Annotated in this window: 15 protein-coding genes and 1 pseudogene; 6 read left to right on the top strand and 10 right to left on the bottom strand. The window is 32.5% G+C overall.

Features of this window, described 5'->3' with window-relative positions:
- The first annotated feature begins 181 nt into the window (after window positions 1-181).
- From ABIN61_08300 to ABIN61_08285, 4 genes are read left to right on the top strand one after another with little or no spacing between them, the layout of a single operon-like run.
- A complete protein-coding gene (locus tag ABIN61_08300) occupies window positions 182-1,012 on the top strand; it encodes an RnfABCDGE type electron transport complex subunit B (GenBank protein ID MEO0294200.1) in 831 nt (276 codons plus the stop codon).
- Window positions 1,013-1,825, top strand: a complete 813-nt coding sequence (gene lgt / locus ABIN61_08295; protein MEO0294199.1) for a prolipoprotein diacylglyceryl transferase — start codon at window positions 1,013-1,015, stop codon at window positions 1,823-1,825.
- Window positions 1,822-3,885 (top strand): DUF3857 domain-containing transglutaminase family protein, encoded by a 2,064-nt coding sequence (locus ABIN61_08290; protein ID MEO0294198.1) that lies wholly within the window; start codon window positions 1,822-1,824, stop codon window positions 3,883-3,885. Before lgt ends, ABIN61_08290 begins: the two co-directional genes overlap by 4 nt.
- The gene (locus ABIN61_08285) at window positions 3,882-5,906 is read left to right on the top strand and encodes a DUF3857 domain-containing protein (GenBank protein ID MEO0294197.1); all 2,025 of its coding nucleotides are present in this window, start codon (window positions 3,882-3,884) and stop codon (window positions 5,904-5,906) included. Before ABIN61_08290 ends, ABIN61_08285 begins: the two co-directional genes overlap by 4 nt.
- Before the next feature lie 15 nt (window positions 5,907-5,921).
- Here the strand turns inward: ABIN61_08285 and ABIN61_08280 are convergent, their stop codons facing one another.
- The 3 genes from ABIN61_08280 to ABIN61_08270 are packed head-to-tail and all read right to left on the bottom strand — an operon-like array spanning window position 5,922 to window position 9,928.
- On the bottom strand, window positions 5,922-7,244 hold the full coding sequence (locus ABIN61_08280; protein ID MEO0294196.1) for an NCS2 family permease: 1,323 nt from the start codon (window positions 7,242-7,244) through the stop codon (window positions 5,922-5,924).
- Window positions 7,245-7,259: 15 nt separating this feature from the next.
- Window positions 7,260-8,564: a metallopeptidase TldD-related protein gene (locus ABIN61_08275; GenBank protein MEO0294195.1), complete on the bottom strand. Its 1,305-nt coding sequence runs from the start codon at window positions 8,562-8,564 to the stop codon at window positions 7,260-7,262.
- The gene (locus tag ABIN61_08270; protein MEO0294194.1) at window positions 8,564-9,928 is read right to left on the bottom strand and encodes a TldD/PmbA family protein; all 1,365 of its coding nucleotides are present in this window, start codon (window positions 9,926-9,928) and stop codon (window positions 8,564-8,566) included. The genes ABIN61_08275 and ABIN61_08270 overlap by 1 nt, the downstream gene beginning before the upstream one ends.
- Window positions 9,929-10,054: 126 nt before the next feature.
- On the opposite strand from ABIN61_08270, the gene ABIN61_08265 reads away from it, so the two are divergent.
- Entirely contained in the window at window positions 10,055-11,461 is a 1,407-nt protein-coding gene (locus tag ABIN61_08265; GenBank protein ID MEO0294193.1) for a sodium/proline symporter, read from the top strand.
- A 12-nt stretch (window positions 11,462-11,473) separates the two neighbouring features.
- On the opposite strand, the pseudogene ABIN61_08260 reads toward ABIN61_08265, so the two are convergent.
- A pseudogene (locus ABIN61_08260) lies at window positions 11,474-12,661 on the bottom strand (Glu/Leu/Phe/Val dehydrogenase).
- Between the two features lie 205 nt (window positions 12,662-12,866).
- On the opposite strand from ABIN61_08260, the gene ABIN61_08255 reads away from it, so the two are divergent.
- Window positions 12,867-13,424 carry an O-acetyl-ADP-ribose deacetylase gene (locus ABIN61_08255; GenBank protein MEO0294192.1) on the top strand — a complete coding sequence of 186 codons (558 nt, stop codon included), beginning with the start codon at window positions 12,867-12,869 and terminating at the stop codon, window positions 13,422-13,424.
- On the opposite strand, the gene ABIN61_08250 is transcribed toward ABIN61_08255, so the two are convergent.
- The 6 genes from ABIN61_08250 to ABIN61_08225 all read right to left on the bottom strand — a co-directional run bounded on the left by ABIN61_08250 (window position 13,397) and on the right by ABIN61_08225 (window position 18,348).
- A complete protein-coding gene (locus ABIN61_08250; GenBank protein ID MEO0294191.1) occupies window positions 13,397-13,672 on the bottom strand; it encodes a hypothetical protein in 276 nt (91 codons plus the stop codon). The two genes, ABIN61_08255 and ABIN61_08250, sit on opposite strands and share 28 nt — an antisense overlap.
- 235 nt (window positions 13,673-13,907) lie before the next feature.
- A complete protein-coding gene (locus ABIN61_08245) occupies window positions 13,908-14,474 on the bottom strand; it encodes a YbhB/YbcL family Raf kinase inhibitor-like protein (protein MEO0294190.1) in 567 nt (188 codons plus the stop codon).
- Complete coding sequence (locus tag ABIN61_08240) at window positions 14,471-15,220, bottom strand: hypothetical protein (protein MEO0294189.1); 750 nt, start codon at window positions 15,218-15,220, stop codon at window positions 14,471-14,473. Before ABIN61_08240 ends, ABIN61_08245 begins: the two co-directional genes overlap by 4 nt.
- The gene (locus ABIN61_08235; GenBank protein ID MEO0294188.1) at window positions 15,217-16,320 is read right to left on the bottom strand and encodes a glycosyltransferase; all 1,104 of its coding nucleotides are present in this window, start codon (window positions 16,318-16,320) and stop codon (window positions 15,217-15,219) included. The genes ABIN61_08240 and ABIN61_08235 overlap by 4 nt, the downstream gene beginning before the upstream one ends.
- Before the next feature lie 183 nt (window positions 16,321-16,503).
- A complete protein-coding gene (locus tag ABIN61_08230) occupies window positions 16,504-17,283 on the bottom strand; it encodes a M48 family metallopeptidase (protein MEO0294187.1) in 780 nt (259 codons plus the stop codon).
- A gap of 42 nt (window positions 17,284-17,325) precedes the next feature.
- Window positions 17,326-18,348, bottom strand: coding sequence for a geranylgeranyl reductase family protein (locus tag ABIN61_08225; protein ID MEO0294186.1), 1,023 nt, complete (start codon window positions 18,346-18,348; stop codon window positions 17,326-17,328).
- Window positions 18,349-18,546 lie beyond the last annotated feature (198 nt).

Genomic DNA, 18,546 nt, shown 5'->3' with positions numbered 1-18,546 from the left:
TTCTCAATATACAGAAAGGAGGTTTTTTTCAATACCTTTTCTTTGAAAAAATACAATCTAAACCCTTACAAATACTAAATTTCCGACTTTTGACACAAAAATTTTGGGGGGTTGTCAGTCATAATTTTGCCCTTGACAATATAGTCTTTCTATTTATTTTTCAAAAAGGAGAAGGTTTTAAATGGAAATATTGATACCCGTTTTAACTCTTGGGTTATTAGCTCTTGGCTTTGGAAGCTTTCTTATTTACAGTGCAGAAAAGTTTAAAGTCAAAAAGGATGAGAAAGTAGAAGCAATTCTAAGCATATTACCAGGTGCTGATTGTGGAGCTTGTGGAGCTGCTGGATGTGCTCTTTTTGCTGAAGGAGTGGCAAAAGGAGAATATAATTTATACGATTGTAAAGTAGGTGGAGAAGAAGTGGCAAATAAAATCGCAGAGATATTGGGAAAAGAAGAGAAAAAAGCTAGTAAAAAAGGAGAGGTGGCTGTTCTTTGTTGCCTTGGAGATGTAGAAACTGCAAAAAGGATTGTAATTTATGAAGGGATACCTACTTGTGAAGCACTCAATTTGATGGGTGGAGATAAAGGGTGTCAATATGGATGTCTTGGACTTGGAGATTGTTTTAGAGCTTGCCCATTTGGAGCTATTAAAATGGGAAAAAATGGATTACCTTATATAATAGAAGAAAAATGCACAGCCTGCGGAATTTGTGTTAAGACCTGTCCAAGAAATCTTTTTGAAATTATCCCAAAAGAAATGGACATTTATCTCGCTTGTCGTTCTTATGATGATGCTAAGACTGTTAAAGAAGTATGTAGGAGAGGTTGTATTGGTTGTGGACTTTGTGTAAGAGTTACAGACAATATAATAAAAATGGATGGTAATCTTGCAAAAGTAGAATGGAAAAAGGTAAAAGACAGTATATCTTTAGAACCCGCTTTAGAAAAATGTCCCTGTAAAACTTTTATAAGACGCTCCGAGTTAAGAAAAATTAAAAATGGAGAAAAATAAATGTATCGTTATTTATTTGTAATTAAAGAATTCAAAATCCCTGCTTATGGGTTTATGGCTGTTATTGGATATCTTGTTGGGATGTTCTTTATAACGAAAGAAGGAAAAGAAAGGAAGATAGAACCTAGTGTATTACAATCTCTTTCAATATGGATAATTGTTGGAATGTTAATTGGAGCGAGAATTTGGTATGTTTGGGAAAACTGGTGTGATTTTAGTTCGGATTTTATCTCTATTTTTAAGTTATGGGAAGGAGGAATGGTATTTTATGGTGGTTTTATTGGAGGATTTATTGGAGGATTATTATTCGTAAAGATCTCAAAGTTAAATCTTCCTGAAACTATGGATGTAATGGCTCCAGGAGTCGCAATAGCAATTTCTATAGGAAGAATTGGATGTTTCCTTAATGGATGTTGCTATGGAAGGATAACAAATAGTTGGATTGGAGTCTCTTTCCCTTCTCGGTGGTTACCTCCGGCATATTGGGATCAAGTTCAAAAGGGTTTAATTCCTTCTACTGCTGAGTGTAGCCTTCCTGTTATTCCAACCCAACTCATTTCTACTTTAAATCTTTTTATAATCTTCTTAATACTTTGGAAAATTAGAAAGAAAAAAATATTTAACGGCTTTCTTTTTTCTTTATTTATAGGGTTATACGGCCTTCATAGATTTGTAATAGACTTCTTTCGATCTTATTCAGGGAAAGCTTTAGTCTTAAAATTTATTACACTTTCTCAGCTATTGAGTATTATTATGATATTAATTTCTATTGTAGTTATAACTGTAAACGGGGTTAATAAGAGAAAAAAGTGAAAAAGCTGTTATTCTTTTTATTTCTTCTTTTTTACCCTTTTAAATTTTATTCCCACAAAATTGAATTTAATAATGGGAAGATTATTGAGGTGGATTCAATACTTATGCGAAATGATTCTATTTATACAAAAGATGAAGTTTTCCTAAGAAGTGAAGTAAAATCTATAATATTTGGAGAAGGCGGATTTGAGGAAGGAGAAGAAACAATTTCTATTGATATTCAGAATATTCTAAAAGAGAGAGAAAAGATAATCACTAAATACTATGATTTTGATGGGGTGGTAATGTTAGATAAAGGTGTAAATACTTTGCTACCTCTTGGAACTCGGAAATATGAATATCACTTCCGGGGATTAATTTTAAAAGATTCTAAAAGGTCATGGGCTTCTTTTCAACATAGCTTTGATCCCCAAAGAGAAAAAGTAAAGATTGATTTAGCAAGAGTTATAAAGCCTGATGGAAGGGTGATTTCTTTAGATATGAATAAAATAAAGATTACAAAACCAAAAGCGGAAGAAATCTACTTTACGAAAAGGAGAATAATTTCCTTTCAATTTCCAAATGTGGAGGTGGGTGATATTATAGAATATAAATACACAGAAGAGATTTTTAATCCTTGGGACAAAAAAATATTCACAATGGGATGGTTCTTTGGAGGAGAAGACCCAGTAATTGAATCTTCTATTAGAATAATTGTTCCTATAAAAACTTTCATAGTTTTCAAGATAAAAAATGATGATAGCATCTTTATAGACTCTTTATATAGAGATTCTACAAAAGAATATTATTTTGAGAAAAGAAATACTTTACCTCCAGTTGAGGAACCTTTAATGCCTTCTATAGAAGAAATTATTCCCTTTTTACAACTTTCAAATCAAAAGGATTGGAATTATATATTTAACTGGTATTCAGATTTTCAGAAAAAAAGAATGGTTGTAACCGAGAAAGTCCAAAAATTAGCAGACTCTTTAACGAAGGATCTAAAAACTAACGAGGAGAAAATCGCTTCTCTATATCACTGGATTCAGAGAAATATTAGATACATCTCTATAAAAGGAGCTATAGCAAGCGGTGTTTCAGGACACACTGCAGAACAAACCCTTGAGAATGGGTATGGAGATTGCACAGATAAAGCAATTCTTTTTTCCACTCTGTTAAAAGCAATAGGAATTGAAGCTTATCCAGTTTATCTTCATACACATCCCTCGCCAGAATTAGCTAAAGAGGTCCCTTCATTTTGGGGAGATCATGCTATTGTGGAAATATTTCCAGAAAATGGAGACCCCTATTTTCTTGATCCGGTTTCTGAATATAGTAGATATCCTTCATTTCCTTCAATGGATCATGGAGTAGATGCAATATGCGCTCAAAAATCGAGAATTGACTTTATTGAAATCCCAGAACCAGAAAGGAATTTAAGGGAATATAGTTATGATATTGAAATAAAATTAGATAGCTTTTCCATTGTAAAGTTTCACTCGAAATATAATGGAAGCTACGAAGCTGGTGTCAGGGCTTATTGGGAGAGTCTTGATTCGACTCAAAAGAAGAATCAGTTTGAAAAAATGATAAAAAGGATTTCTCCTTATGCTCAACTTTTAGAATATGAACTTTTAAATTTAAACGATATTTCTAAACCTTTAGAGATGACAATAAGATATCAAATACCTAATTTTCTAAAAAAGCAAGGAGAACTTTATTTTCTCAAACTTCCCGAGCTAAAAGAAAGATATACAAAAGACGAACTTTCTCTTTCAACTCGTAACTATGACTTAATTTATGAAACTTCTGAAGAAATTACTCACTCTTTTAAAATTTATCTTCCCTCTCAGGTAGAAATTTTATCTCTTCCAGAGAAAATTTCTTTATCTAATTCGAAAGTTGAATACAGCGCTTTTTATTTAGTAAAAGAAGACACTTTAATATTCAAAGATGTTTGGAAGAGAAGAGATAAAAAAATAAAGGTCTCAGAGTATAAAGAATACAAAAATCTGTGTAACAAATTATTAAAATATGTAGAAAGGCCCATAATTATGAAAGTAAAAGGAGACACCGAATGAAAAAAAATAAAATTTTATCTATTATTTTGTTTTTTATATTTTTAATTTCATGTAATCAAAGATTTCTAAAAAAAGATAAAAACTGGATAGAAGATATTATATATACAGAGAAAGGAGAAGAATACAAATGCAAAATAAACAAAATAACTTCTGATTCAGTTTATATTGAAACCTTTGAAGGGAATGTTGTTTTACCTAAAAAGGAAATTAGTGAAATAGATTTTGCAAAGAAAAGAGAAGGTTTTCTATGGAAAACAGTAAAAGATATAACAGATCCAATATTACTTAAAAGCATCAAAATAGACCTTTCAAAGTTCAAAGATAAAAAATTTGTAGATGTTTATCTTCACAAGGAATTAGAAATAAAGAAAGATTCTACTTATTCTTATTCAATAAGATGTATTAGAGGTATTTCTTCTGAAAAGGGGAGGGATGGAGGTAATATAAGCTTTAAATACCGTTCAAAGGAAGAAAAAATAGAAATAAATTTTGCAAGGACAATAACAAAGGAAGGAGAGGTTCTTCCTATAAGAGAAAACGCTATAGAAGACGCTTCTGTTTTTTACGCCGTCCCTCCTTATGAAAACCTTAGAGAAAGGAAAATTGCTTTAAGAGAAGTAAAACCAGGAAATTTTTTGGATTTCAAGGTAACAATTAAAGGTAAAATATCTAAAGAAAATCCTTTTGTTTTGGAGAGTATAATAGGAGGCTTTGAACCTATTATTAAAAGTATTATAAGGGTTAAAGTTCCAAGAAATTTTAATTTGGTTTGGCAAACTTGGAAATTAAGCGAACCAGAGTTAAAATTTTCAGGAAGAAATAAAATTTTAGAATGGGAGATAGGACCTATCGAAGAAATAACAAAAGAAGAAAATATGCCTCCTCTTCCCTACATTGTTCCAAGAGTAATCGTTGGACTTAAAAATGACTGGACGGAGATAATAAAAGATTTTAAAAATCATTGTAAAGGAGAATTTTTTCCCAAAACCAAAGAACCTCAAGAGATATATAAGGAAATAGTTGGTTTAGTAAAGTCTGTGGACGTGCCTTCTTATCTCTCAAATTTATACCCAAAAGCTATGGAAGAAATATTAGAAAATAAATTTGCCAATTTGCTTGATAAATCTTTTCTTCTTTATTCTGCTCTTAAAACAAAGGGGTATCCTGTAGAGTTAATTTTAGTGGGTTCAAAAACAAAGGGAGAAATAGCCAAAGATGTTCCTTCTCTATATCAATTTGATGGGGCCCTTGTAAAATTGGAGGATACATTCCTTGAGCCTTCCTCAGAACTTATTCCATATGGATATGTAAGTTCAGAATATCAAAATACAGTGGGTTTATCTATTGATAAAAATGAATTTGTTAAAATACCTTTATTTGAAGAAGAAAAAGAAAAAACTTCTATAAGAAGAATTGTAGAGCTTAGAGAAAATGGAGACGCAGTAATAGAAGAAGAAATTAAGAATTTAGGTGAAAGCGCAATGCTTTTGAAAAACTTCCGTTATTTACGTAAAGAAGAAAAAGAAAATATAATTGAAGGTTATTTAAACGAAAATATTCCAGGAGCTATTTTAGAAAATGTTTATTTTACCCATATAGAAGATTTAAATCCGGAAGTTAAAGTAAATGTAAAATATGAAATTCCAGAATTGGCAATAAAACAAGAAGATTTCTTACTTCTACACTTACCAGGAATAAAATATTCTGCTTATTCTGTGGGGACAACAGAAAGGAAAAATCCAATTTATTGGGGTAAGCTTAAGAAAGAAGAAAATGAAATAATTATAAAGATTCCAAAAGGATTTAAGGTCCGATGTCTTCCAAAAGAAATTTATTTTTCTCTTCCTTTTATAGAGTTCAAAAATTCTTTCACTTACTTAGAAGAATCAATTATATATAAAGATTATTTTTCTCAAAAGGAGGAATTCTTTCAAAAAGAAGTTTATCCAGAATATAAAGAAATTATGACAAAAATTGCAGAACTTTCAGAAGAGTGGATTATTCTTGAGAAAGCAAAATAACTTTTATTTTCATTTTTAATATCTCGTAGATAAGAATAAACTACCTGCAAAAACAAAGAATAAAACCCACATAAGAGGATGAACTTCTTTTGCTCTTCCTCCAAAAAGTTTAATAAGGGGATACGATACAAATCCAAAAGCCATTCCATGAGATATATTATAAGTGAGAGGAATTCCCACAAGAACAAGAAAAGAGGGAATTACTTCAGTTACATCGTCCCATTTTATATTTGCTACACTTTTAATCATAAGAGCTCCTACAAGAACTAAAGCTGGAGCAGTAATAGGGTAAAATGTATTCTCACCAACGTGATATCCTCCCCCAATTGATTTTATAAGAGGATAAAAAAATATCGCTAATAGAAAACAAATAGAAGTGAAAACATTAGTCAAACCTGTCCGACCACCTTCACTAACACCAGCAGCACTTTCAATATAACTTGTAACAGTAGAAGTTCCTAATAAACTTCCTACAACAGTCCCTATTGCATCAGACAAGAGAGCCTTTCCAGCTTTAGGTAGTTTTCCCTTTTCATCGAGCAAATTAGCATGAGAACTTACCCCTATTAAGGTCCCTACTGTATCAAAAAAATCTAAAAGGAAAAGGACCAGAATAGGAACAATGTATTCAACCCGAAGACTCCCAAAAATATCAAGTTTAAATAAAGTGGGAGTCAAAGAAGGAGGTTTTGAGACAATTCCTTCAAATTTAACTATACCCATTGGAATTCCAACAATATAAGTTAAAAGAATCCCCCATAGAATAGCCCCTTTTACTCTTCTTACATATAAGAAAAATATTATAACCAATCCTATAAGAAACAGTATAGTATAATTCTTACTTAAATTTCCTAAGGTTACAAGGGTTCCTGGACTATCTTTAATTATTCCACCCCATTGAAGACCAATAAAGGTGATAAAAAAGCCTATTCCTCCAGCAATAGCTCTTTTTAAACTATCAGGGACCGTTTCAATAATAGATTCTCTAATTTTAAACAGGGTTAATATTATGAATAAAACCCCAGAAACAAAAACAATTCCAAGAGCCTTTTGCCAGCTTACACCCATTCCAAGGACAATCGTAAAAGCAAAAAAGAAATTCTCCCCCATTCCAGGAGCAAGAGCAATAGGATAATTTGCATAAAAACCCATAATAAGCGTCGTAATCACAGAAGAAAAGATTGTTGCCATCATAACAGCTCCAAAATCCATTCCCGCAGCAGAAAGGACAACAGGTTGAACAAAAATTATATAAGCCATTGTCATAAAGGTAGTTATTCCAGCGATAGCTTCAGTTTTAATTGAAGTATTATGTTTTTTTAATCTAAAGAAATCCATCTCACCTCCTTTGGTTTAAACTGTTATAGAAACGTCGCTAAATAGGATAGCTGGAAAGTTTCCCATATATGCAGAATGTTGCTTATTTTCAATTGCTTCTATATTTTTCATTACATCATAAATGTTTCCAGCTATCATTACATCCTTAACATAACCCACTATTTCTCCTTTTTCTACGTATATTCCAGGAGACCCCCCAATAGAAAAATCTCCATTAGGAATGTTTCCGCTATGAGCTCCAAGGGCTCCGCCAATTATAAGTCCTTTATCAATCATTGATAAGAGCTCTTTAAAATTATTCTCCCCACATTTTATATATAAATGTCTAAGTAAAGGACTAGGCTTTAAAGAGATTTTATCCTCTCCCCAGAAACCAACTTTATATCCATGACCTGTTGAGTTCACTCCCATTTTCCCTCCATAATAAAGATCATAATAGAAGTTCTCAAGAACCCCTTCTTCAATTATCGGAAGATACTTAGTCTGAACTCCTTCATCATCAAAACTACGAGCGAAGGGCATTTCATCATTTAAAGGATCATCATAAATTGTAAGTTTTGAACTAAACAATTTCTCCCCCAACTTATTATAAACAGGAGATTCTTTCTTATAAACACTCTTTCCACTCGTGGCACTTAGTAGTCTCCATATAAGAACATACATCGTTTCTGGTAGAAACAAGACTTTCATTTTCCCCCTTTTTATTTTAACTTCTCTTTTGGATCTTTCGTATATATCGGAAACAAAGTTAATAAATTCCTTATCTATTTCCTTAAAACTTTTACCAATAATACTCCGCATTATTGCAGAGTGAGAAGCAGGATAGAGAATTTCTGCTGTAAGATAATATTCGGAGAAATTCGAAGTTAGACTTGTCCCATAATTATTTTCAATTTCAATAGATTCTACTCCGAATCCTGCATATATGTTTATTTGTCCACTTACTCTCATAGAAAGCTCCCCAATAACTCTTCTACATTCGTCAATTACTTTGGAAGTAGAAACTTCTTCAATAGAAGAATCATAAGAATTAAGAGGGAAAGATCTTTTATTAATTGGAAAATCAAAAGGAGCTTCTACTCCATAGGAAAGAGAATAAACAGCATTTTGAAAGAATTCTTCTATATTTTTAAGATTTTTAGTATATGCAAAACCCATTTTGCCATCTTTTAATATTCTTAAACTAACACCGGATTGAATGCTTTCTTTTATATCTTTAAGCTTAGAATTCTCAAAAATCACTGTAGTAAAGTTTTCCTTAAGATAAAATAGTTCAAATTTATTCATCTTCTTTTTTATAAAATCTAAAATTTTTTCCACTATCTGCCTCCCACAACGACTCTTTCTACAAGAATATGTGGAGCTCCACTTGAAGACTTTATGTTGATTTGACCTTTCCCGCACCCTCCCACTTTTGAAAAAGATAAATCATTTCCTACTTTTTTAATATTCTCGAGAGTTTTATAAAGATTTCCGGAGATATTAATTTCTCTAATCATCTTTCCAATTTTTCCGTTTTTAACTTCATATCCATATTGAGCTCCAAAAGTAAAGTTTTCTCCGCTTGTTTCTCCACCTTTTGCATCAAGAAGATACAATCCATCTCCTAAATCATCGAGAAGTTCTTCAAAAGAGCTCTCTCCAGGTTGAATAAAAATATTCCCCATCCTAATGATCGGCGGGTATCTATAGTCTTCTGCAACACAGTGACCTGTAATAGGCTCACCAAAAGCTGCGGCTGTTCTCCTTGAATGAAGTCTTCCAACAAGAATTCCTTCTTTCATAAGAAAAGTTGGACGAACCTTAACACCTTCATCATCATACTTATAAAAACCAAGTTGTCCCGGAATCGTTGCATCGTCAATAATGTTTACCTTCTCGCTCCCCAATTTCTCTCCTATTTTTAATTTTGCTCTTAGAGAAGGATTATCTTCAATAAGGTCTGCTTCTGAAAAATGGCCAAAGGCTTCATGAGTAAAAACGCTTGCAAGTTCTGGATTAAGAACTACGTTATAAATCCCGCCTTTAACAGGAGAAGCTTTTAAAAGAGCAATGGCTATTTTTGTTCTATCTTCAAATTCATTTTCTTTATCTCTCATTATTCTAAAACCATCACTTCCCTCAAAACCAACTCTTATATTTTGAAGTAAGTTACCCTCCTTAACAGTAATAGTTCCTCTAATACCAAGTGTTATTAAATCTTCTCTAATTTCACTCCCTTCTGAACTAACAAAATATTTTTCTCTAATTACTTCATTATAATTTATATTAGTTGTAATAACCTTATTACTATTGAAAGGGATACTGTTATATTTTCTTAGTAGTTCAATTTTTTCTTCCATAGAAACATTTCTAGGATCTTCCGTAAGTTTTGGAATAAATACATCTTTTATAGGTTCAACTTTAGCCAAATTTACATAACTTTCTTTATTTTTAGTGATCAAGATCGCATTCTCAATACCATCTCTTATAGCCTTTCCCGAATCTTCTTTTTTCGTAAATGTCACTGTTGCAAAACCTCCTCTTTTGAGAATTCTAAGAACATAACCATCAGTAGAATTAGAACTTACTTCTACAAGCTCTTTACCACTAAAGATAATTTTAACCTCTTTTTTGATTTCGTAACGAATATCTGAATAGTCTGCATCAATTTTTGAGATTAGATTTTTTAACTCTTCTATCATTTAAGTTATAAAATAATAAAGAGAATAAAAATTGTCAACAGAGAGGGTTTTTTCTAATGAATACACCACTCCCCCCTTGACATCGCTTTTATGTTAGCTATCATTAAAAAAATAAGGAGGTATTAAATGAATACAATATTGTTCGGTTTCTTTATTTATCTTCTTATTGTTCTTGGAATAGGCATTTGGACCTATCGCCTTACTAAAACCCAAGAGGATTTCATTATAGCTGGAAGAAAGCTTAACCCTATTGTGACTGCATTTTCTGAAAGAGCTTCTGGAGAATCAGCATGGTTACTTTTAGGACTACCTGGAGCGGTTTTTGCTATTGGACTTATTGAAATTTGGGTCGCTCTTGGTTGTATAATTGGAATAATCCTTGCTTGGTATTTAATTGCAAGTGACTTAAGAATAAAATCAGAAGAAAATGGAGCTTTAACTATCCCTGAATTCTTTTCACGGAATTTTGGATTAGAAGATAGGAAAATAGAACTTTTAGCTACTTTTATCGTTATTTTCTTCTACTCTTTCTACATATCAGCCCAATTCAATGGCGCAGGAAAAACCTTGAATGTTTCTTTTGGAATACCTCATTTTACAGGTATGGTAATAGGAGCTTCAGTGATAGTAATATACACCCTCCTTGGAGGCTTTTTTGCTGTAGCTTGGACAGATTTTTTTCAAGCAATAATTATGATAATAACTCTCGTAATCCTACCAATAGTTGGGCTCTTTGCCTTCCTTAAAAGCGGAAATTCTCTTGATTTGAGCTTTAAAACGTTAGTCGGAAATAAAAGAGGAATTGACGCTCTAATGGGTGTATTGGGAGGATTAAGTTGGGCGTTTGGCTATCTTGGTCAACCTCATACAATTGTTAGATTTATGGCTATTAAGGATCCAAGGAAGATTAAAACAAGTAGAGCCATAGCTATCTGGTGGAGTTTTCCTGCTTTTTTAGGAGCGTTCTTAATTGGAGTGGTTGGAAGAGGTTTAATCTCACAAAACACATTAAAGGATCCTGAACAGCTTATGCCATATCTTGCAACTTCTTTATTTCCTTTATGGCTTGCCGGAATCTTAATCTCAGGAGCAATAGCTGCTATGATGTCTACGGCAGATTCTCAACTTCTCGTTATTTCCTCTTCGTTCTCTGAGGATATATACCACGACCTTTTTAGGCGAAAGATCTCTGAAAAAGCTCAGTTATTTGCCTCCAGAATAATAACTATGCTTGTTGGTGTTGCGGCTTTTATACTTGCACTTTTGTCAAAACACCTTATCTTTGCCACAGTTGCTTTTGCCTGGTGTGGTCTTGGGGCTTCTTTTGGTCCCGCTTTGCTTTTGACTCTTAAATGGAAGAAAACTAATAAAAATGGAGTTATGTTGGGAATGTTAACAGGCTTCCTAAGTACTATCCTTTGGAAACTTGTGCCTTTATTAAACGAATTAATAAATGAAAGAATCGCTACCTTTGCTCTTGGTACAATTGGAGTAATCTTAGGAAGCCTATTAACAACAAGAAGAAAGGTATAAGTTTTTCTTCCTTTATACCCAGCCTTTTATCTTCATTGCATCTACAACTCTTTTAACTGCCACAAGGTAAGCAGCAAGACGATTATGAACCTTTTTTGTTTTACCGTTTCATGAACCGCCCAAAAAGCTTTCGTCATATGATCATCTAGTTCTTTATAAACTCTATCAAGACTCCAATAATATCCATTTTCGTTTTGAACCCATTCAAAATAAGAGACTGCGACTCCTCCAGCATTCGCAAGAAAATCAGGAATTACATAACAACCATTTTCATGAAGGATCTTATCAGCTTCAGGGGTTGTGGGACCATTAGCAAGTTCTACACTGATTTTTGCCTTAATCTTTCCAGCATTTTTCTCTGTTATTACGTTCTCAAGAGCTGCTGCGATAAGAACATCATTTACTTCCGATTCAAGTAATTCTTCAGATTCCTTAGCCTTTAGGCCCTTTTTATTTAATATCCCACCTTTAGAGTCAGATATCGCTATCACTTTCGAACCAAACATTTCTTCTATAAGAGAATGGGCGAATTGACCTGCGTTTCCATATCCTTGAATAGCAACCCTAGCTTTTGAAAGATCTAATTTTTTAACTTTTGCTGCTTCTCTTAGAACAAACATACCTCCTTTTGCAGTAGCGTCTCCCCTACCTAATGAACCTCCAACTTCTAACGGTTTTCCTGTTATTACCCCGGGAGTATTATAACCTGTTATGACTGAATATTCATCCATCATCCATGCCATAATTTGTGGATTAATATAAACATCAGGTGCAAGAATGTCTATTTTGGGGCCTATAAATTTGCCAATGGCTCTAATATAACCTCTTGCAAGACGTTCCTTTTCAGCTTCTGACATACTCTTTGGATCACAAACAATTCCTCCTTTAGCACCACCATAAGGGATATCCACTACGGAGGTTTTTCCAAGTCATCCAAGCTGCAAGAGCTCTGACTGTATCTATAGTTTCTTCAGGATGCCATCTAATTCCACCTTTAGTAGGACCTCGAGCATCATTATACTGAACTCTAAATCACTGAAAAATTTCAACAGTTCCATCATCCATCTTAACTGGTATAGTTAAATGTAACCCACGCGTAGACCATCTCAGCATTTCATGGGTTCCAGAATCTAACCCAAGGACTTCTGCCGCCTCATCTAACTGCACCTGTGCAATTTTGAAAGGATTTAACTCTTCCATAACTTAACCTCCTTAAGGTTTAGCTCTACTTATCTCAAAATCTCCATTGAAAATCAAGTTGTGATATAAAAATATTTAAGAAAATGTTAAGAGAAAAAAACTCATTTTTTATGAAATCTTATTAAAAATAAATTTAGGCTTTTTAAATAAGAAAACCTTGACATTTAGATTTTTTTTATTTATTTAATTAAACAAAAAATATTTTATGTATGAGGTTAAATACAAAAATATAAAAATAAAATTAATAAAAGGTAATATTGCAGAGCAAAAAACAGATGCTATTGTAAATGCTGCAAATAAAAGGCTTGCACCTGGAGGAGGAGTTGCTGGAGCTATACATAGAGCTGCAGGCTACAAACTTTGGGAAGAATGTAAAAAGATAGGAGGGTGTGAAACTGGAGAAGCTGTAATAACAAAAGGATATAAATTACCAGCCAAATGGGTGATTCACACTGTGGGTCCTATTTGGAGAAATAGAAAAGAAGATCCAGAAATGCTTAAAGCTTCTTATGTAAATTCGCTCATTTTAGCAGAGAAATATAAAATTAAATCTATTTCTTTCCCAGCAATTTCCACTGGAGCTTTCGGTTATCCTATAAAAGAAGCATCTGAAATAGCCCTTAAAAGTGTATTTCAAATGGTAGATAGTCTTTCTTCAGTCAAATTGATTCAATTTGTATTATATGACGAGGAAACTTACAAAATTTTTGAAGAGAAACTAAAAGAATTAAAAAATTATAAAGAAAAAACAGATTCGTTTTGATGATTTATGTAAAATGGAACAAAAAAGCAAGATTTAGATTCTAAATCTATTTGATTTTTATCGTTTTCACCTAATGCTTTACAAAGAGATTGATCTTCTCCAGAGATAAAAAATAATAAATGAATATTATATTCACAATCATAAACAAGTTCCCCTCTAAAGGATATTCCTCCCATCAACATGTTAAAGGAAGAACCTATCTTGCCTCTTAATTCAACAATATTTTCATCTTTTTTCTTTCTATCCATTTTAAACTCCTCCTCTCTTAATTTTATAAAACTCCAATTAAAAATTTGATTGACCAAAGACATTTTAATTTCTCAAAAAGCCATTAAAAACGAATACAAAATTTGTTCCAAAAATTAAAGTTTTGGGCATCAATGCATTAAACAAAAAAGACTCGCAAAATAAGAAAAAATCTTTGCGGTATGCAAAACTCTTCTTGAAGCCTCTGTTAGTATTAGAAGGAATGGAAGAGAGTTACTACCTATTAAATAGTCCTACAATTTCTCCTTTTGCTAAAATATGCCCTTCCATTTTCTTTAAGAGTTTCTCTTTTGTTATTTCTTTCTCAGCATCTAAAACTGTATCAAGAGCATATAGTTTAAAATGATAATGATGGGCCGGACCTCTTGGAGGGCAAGGACCTCCATAACCAACTCTTCCAAAATCTGTCATACCTTGCAAAGCTCCAAAGTCAAGAGTATCTTTTATTGGAAGTCCCTCAGGCAAACTATCTATCTCAGGTGGAATATTATATATCACCCAATGAACAAAATCTCCCCCAGGAGCGTCTGGATCGTCACATATTAAAGCGAGAGACTTAACCCCTTTTGGAAGTTCTCCCCATCCAATGTGTGGAGAGATATCTTCTCCTTCACAGGTATATTTCTTTGGAATTACACCTCCATTTTTAAAAGAGGAAGAGTAAACTTCTATCTCTAACATTTCTACCTCCTTAGTTTCTTTTTTTTCTAATCCTTTAGATCTTCCACAAGCGCAGTAAAAGAAGAAAATTGAAGAAGTTAAAACTGCTAAAATAAACTTCATAAAATACCTCCTTTCTGTTTAAAAGAATAATTCATCCCTTTTAAAAGTCCTTCCTTTAATTCGTATTTGAAACGTTCCTTTAGCCAATTAAAATCGTTAATTTTCTCCACCGCTTCCTTATTTTCTATATTTTCCATACCATATCTTCTACCAGCTCGTGCCCCTTTAATACACCACTTACCAAAAGGCCGATCAATCCCTATATTACACCAAACATTAAGAAGATAAATCCTCATTGGATCTTTTATCTTTTCCGAATGTTTACTTGCCAATTGGGCGCATTCTCTAAAACCGGCTCTCCATGAACAAAAAGGTGAAGAATTAAACCTATTTATAGAAGCTACTTTATATATCTGTTTGTGAGGCAAATGCACAAAAACATCTATTCCATACTTTTCAACTTTATCGAAAATTCTTTTAGGAAACAGTTTCACAGCTCCATTAGCATACTCTAAATCATTTACAGCGTTACGGCTTAACCACATATAAAAATAATCCTCTTCTAACTTTTCTGTTGTAGGAGAAGTAAAATCAAAATCTTCCAAAATATATGAATCTCCATCCACGACAAAAAAATAATCAGTTCTTGCGATTCTTGCACATTCTTTGTGTGCTTCAAGAATACCTTTTATTCCATGAACCCTCTGTGCATATGGATAAAATTTTTTAAGACGCTTCCAATGCTCCTCAGCGAATGGCTCATCGTAAGAAAGGAAAATAATATCAAATTTTATCTTTTCGCTCATTTTACAAACCTTCTTATAAAATAATTTATTTCTTCTGCTGCTCCTTTCTGACCAAAACCATCTATAAACAACTTGGGAACCTCTTTTTTTATAATTTTTCTTCTTTCTTCTAAGGAACCCAAGGCCTCTTTCATAGCTTTAAGAAAAGCGTTTTTATTTAAATCTCTTGGATCAATTCTTATAGTTAATCCATATTTACTCATTCTATTTACATGGATTTGATCTATAGGATTTTTTATATCAGGAATTGAGATAGAAGGAATCCCAAGATATGCTAATTCCCAAGTTGTTGAAAAACTTCCACTACAAATTGCAAGATCACTTGCGACCATTAATCTATCAATTTCCCAATCATAATCCTTAACAATTATTTCTGGATCCTTCCCAATCCCTTTCAGATATTCCTGATAAAGTTCTCCGGTTAAAAGAATCAACTTTTTGTTTTTTTCTTTTATATCTTTAAAAGCTTCTATACTTACATTTAACATTTTTTTTCTATCTCTGGCTCTTCCTCCTGGAGTGACAAAGATAACCTTAGCTTCATTATCTATTCCCAACTCCTCCCTTACTTTTCTTTTATCTTTCAAAGAATACTTAAACTCTCTAATTATAGGACCCACGAAGGTAAGAGGAACATTAAAACCAAATGGAATTGTGTGAAATAAAGGAGTATCAACAAAGATAACAAAGTCTGCTTTTCTTACAGCAGGAATTACAGGATGATTTTTGTTATAATACTCAAAGAACCAATGTGTTATCAAAATAGAAGGAATCTTCAAGGCTTTTGTTATATGTAGAACAATGAAAACTTCGTCACTTATAACCAAATCAGGTTTGAATCTTCTTATTAATGACCAGATCTTAATACCTGCTTTCATTGTTAATTCTTCTTCTTGAGATAGACCAAGATTAAAAACATTAATCCCCAAATTACAAAGATAAAAATATCCTTTGTCGTAAGAGGCCAAAAGGATAGATAAACTATCGTTTAATTTCTTAAGTTCTTGGAGTATAAGTAAATCATTCATTGCATGACTAAAGCCTCTGCCTCGAGATAAATATAATATCTTAGGGATTTTATCATTCATAGTGCTATCCATACACACTAATAAATTTATCAAATGTTTAATATTTATCAAGTATCTTTGAAGAAGAATCTTTTTATCTTTAAGTAAGGAGTTTCTCTTTAAAAGACGAATTTTTAGACAAAGAATTTTAATTCATATTCCGTAGAGCTTTACAAAAAAAATTTAGAATAAGAAAATTTAAGCCATAAAAAGCTTTTATAACTGAGATTTTATTTTTTGAAACCTCTCAGTATAATAAGGTAACTCTACGCCACCAATTTTGTTAATTTCTTCTTCTGCTTTTTTAATTCTATCTTGAGAAGGGGGATGAGAAGAAAGTAACCCTAATATTGCAGGAGGAGGATTTCCCTCCATTTTCTTAAACTTCTTAAAAACTTCAACCATTCCTTTTGGATTATATCCTGCGTTTTTAGCGTAGAGTAATCCATAACTATCTGCTTCAAATTCATTCTCTCTACTATAACCCTGAAGAATAAGCATTGCAGCTACATCCACAATTTTTCCTAATACACCTTCTGCTTTTTCTCCAAGAGCGAGTTGCGCAATTATTGAATAACCATAGATACTTTGTAATTTTTTCACAGAGTGTCTTGCCACAACATGACTAACTTCATGAGCAAGAACTGCAGCAAGTTCAGCTTCACTATCAAGAGTCTTAAGGAGACCTGTATAAATGTAAATAAAGCCCCCAGGACAAGCAAAGGCATTTATATCTTCTTTCTCAATCACCTTAAACTTATACTCAATATCTTTTCTATCACACACTCTCACAATTTTCTGCCCAACTTCATTCACGTAACTTTGAATAGCCGAATTACTCACAAGTTTTTCTTTGCTTTCCACATCCTTTGCGACTTGTTCTCCAATTCTAACTTCCTCCTCAGAAGAAATTAAGATAAGATCTGTTTTTCCACCCGGGCCTGTGGTTACACACGAAATAAAAAATATAAAGATAAAAATTAATAATTTCTTCATTGTTAATAAATATATAAAAAATACTATTTCAGTCAATACCTTTTAAGATAATTTTTTTGTTAATAAAATAAGGATGGGTTTTATTATTTTTAAAAACTGAATTTGAAATGGATTTTTCTCAAGAATTTGATTAAAGATTTTAGAAGCATAAAACATAAGATACATATTTCTTCTTATCATCTTCTGATAAATTCTTAAGGGAACTCCATTTTTAAGATTAAGACTAATTGCCTTTGAAGCCAAAAAAGCAGATTGAACCGCATTATATATCCCTCCACCTGTAAGTGGGTTTGCGAGAGAAGCAGCATCTCCAATTAAGATAGTATTTTTCCAAACTAATGACTCTGGATTAGAAAATATAGGATAAGTCCATTTATAAATATTTTTAGGTTGTGGAAAACCATAATCTTCCAAAAGTTTATAAAAATTTCTCTCGTTTTCTTTGGAAAACTCTATAGTTGTTCCAAGGCCTATATTTATTTTATCCCCTTTTGGGAAAATCCATGAATATCCCTTTTTTGTATAAGAAAAATCAAAGAGGAGCTTTTTTTCAAAGGCAAAAGGGATATCCGAACTTATTGTCTTTATCATTTTCTTTATCCTTCCATAATTGCAAAATTTTCTAACCACACTACCCACCCCATCTGCACCCACTATTATTTTACCCTTGAATTTATCACCCTTAGAAAACACATTTCCATCTTCAATTTTAATGACCTTGCATTCATCTATAAATTCAACTCCGTTTTCAATAGCTTTATTTACCAAAAGATTATCAAACTCTTTTCTTTCCACTATATAGGAGATCGGCTCTTCCATTTCAATTTCAAGAAAAGACGTATCCTTTTTAAAAAAAAGCCCAAAGACTTTCTCTTTCACAACTTTCTCTAAAGAAAAAGGAAAGAAATTTTTTAGAGAAACCTGAAAAGCACCAGCACAAGGTTTGAAACGAGGAAATTTTGCCTTATCAAGAAGAAGAATATCAAATCCTTCTCTTGCTAAAAAATAAGCAAGTGAAGACCCTGCGGGTCCCGCACCACAAATCACAACATCCTTAATAGACATTTCGTTTAATAATAAGGAAATTTAATTTAATGTCAAGTAATTCTACGGATATTCTAACTTTCCTGTCCTGCTCCCTATAGGAGTGGACACTGGAAGTGTGTAGAGATATAATAAAAATTATAAAGAAGGGGGCAGAGAATGAAAAGAAGGAATTGGTCAGTTGATGAGAAATTAGCGATAGTTCTTGAGGGTTTGAGG

It is taken from the genome of candidate division WOR-3 bacterium, assembly GCA_039804165.1.
Classification (GTDB): Bacteria; Hydrothermota; UBA3072; order UBA3072; family UBA3072; genus JAFGHJ01.
This window is presented reverse-complemented; position numbering and strand designations above follow the sequence as displayed.

Coding starts and splice junctions, on each gene's coding strand:
- ABIN61_08300 (MEO0294200.1), top strand. CDS start 182: ATGGAAATATTGATACCCGTTTTAACTCTTGGGTTATTAGCTCTTGGC.
- lgt (MEO0294199.1), top strand. CDS start 1,013: ATGTATCGTTATTTATTTGTAATTAAAGAATTCAAAATCCCTGCTTAT.
- ABIN61_08285 (MEO0294197.1), top strand. CDS start 3,882: ATGAAAAAAAATAAAATTTTATCTATTATTTTGTTTTTTATATTTTTA.
- ABIN61_08280 (MEO0294196.1), bottom strand. CDS start 7,244: ATGGATTTCTTTAGATTAAAAAAACATAATACTTCAATTAAAACTGAA.
- ABIN61_08270 (MEO0294194.1), bottom strand. CDS start 9,928: ATGATAGAAGAGTTAAAAAATCTAATCTCAAAAATTGATGCAGACTAT.
- ABIN61_08265 (MEO0294193.1), top strand. CDS start 10,055: ATGAATACAATATTGTTCGGTTTCTTTATTTATCTTCTTATTGTTCTT.
- ABIN61_08255 (MEO0294192.1), top strand. CDS start 12,867: ATGTATGAGGTTAAATACAAAAATATAAAAATAAAATTAATAAAAGGT.
- ABIN61_08250 (MEO0294191.1), bottom strand. CDS start 13,672: ATGGATAGAAAGAAAAAAGATGAAAATATTGTTGAATTAAGAGGCAAG.
- ABIN61_08245 (MEO0294190.1), bottom strand. CDS start 14,474: ATGAAGTTTATTTTAGCAGTTTTAACTTCTTCAATTTTCTTCTTTTAC.
- ABIN61_08240 (MEO0294189.1), bottom strand. CDS start 15,220: ATGAGCGAAAAGATAAAATTTGATATTATTTTCCTTTCTTACGATGAG.
- ABIN61_08235 (MEO0294188.1), bottom strand. CDS start 16,320: ATGGATAGCACTATGAATGATAAAATCCCTAAGATATTATATTTATCT.
- ABIN61_08230 (MEO0294187.1), bottom strand. CDS start 17,283: ATGAAGAAATTATTAATTTTTATCTTTATATTTTTTATTTCGTGTGTA.
- ABIN61_08225 (MEO0294186.1), bottom strand. CDS start 18,348: ATGTCTATTAAGGATGTTGTGATTTGTGGTGCGGGACCCGCAGGGTCT.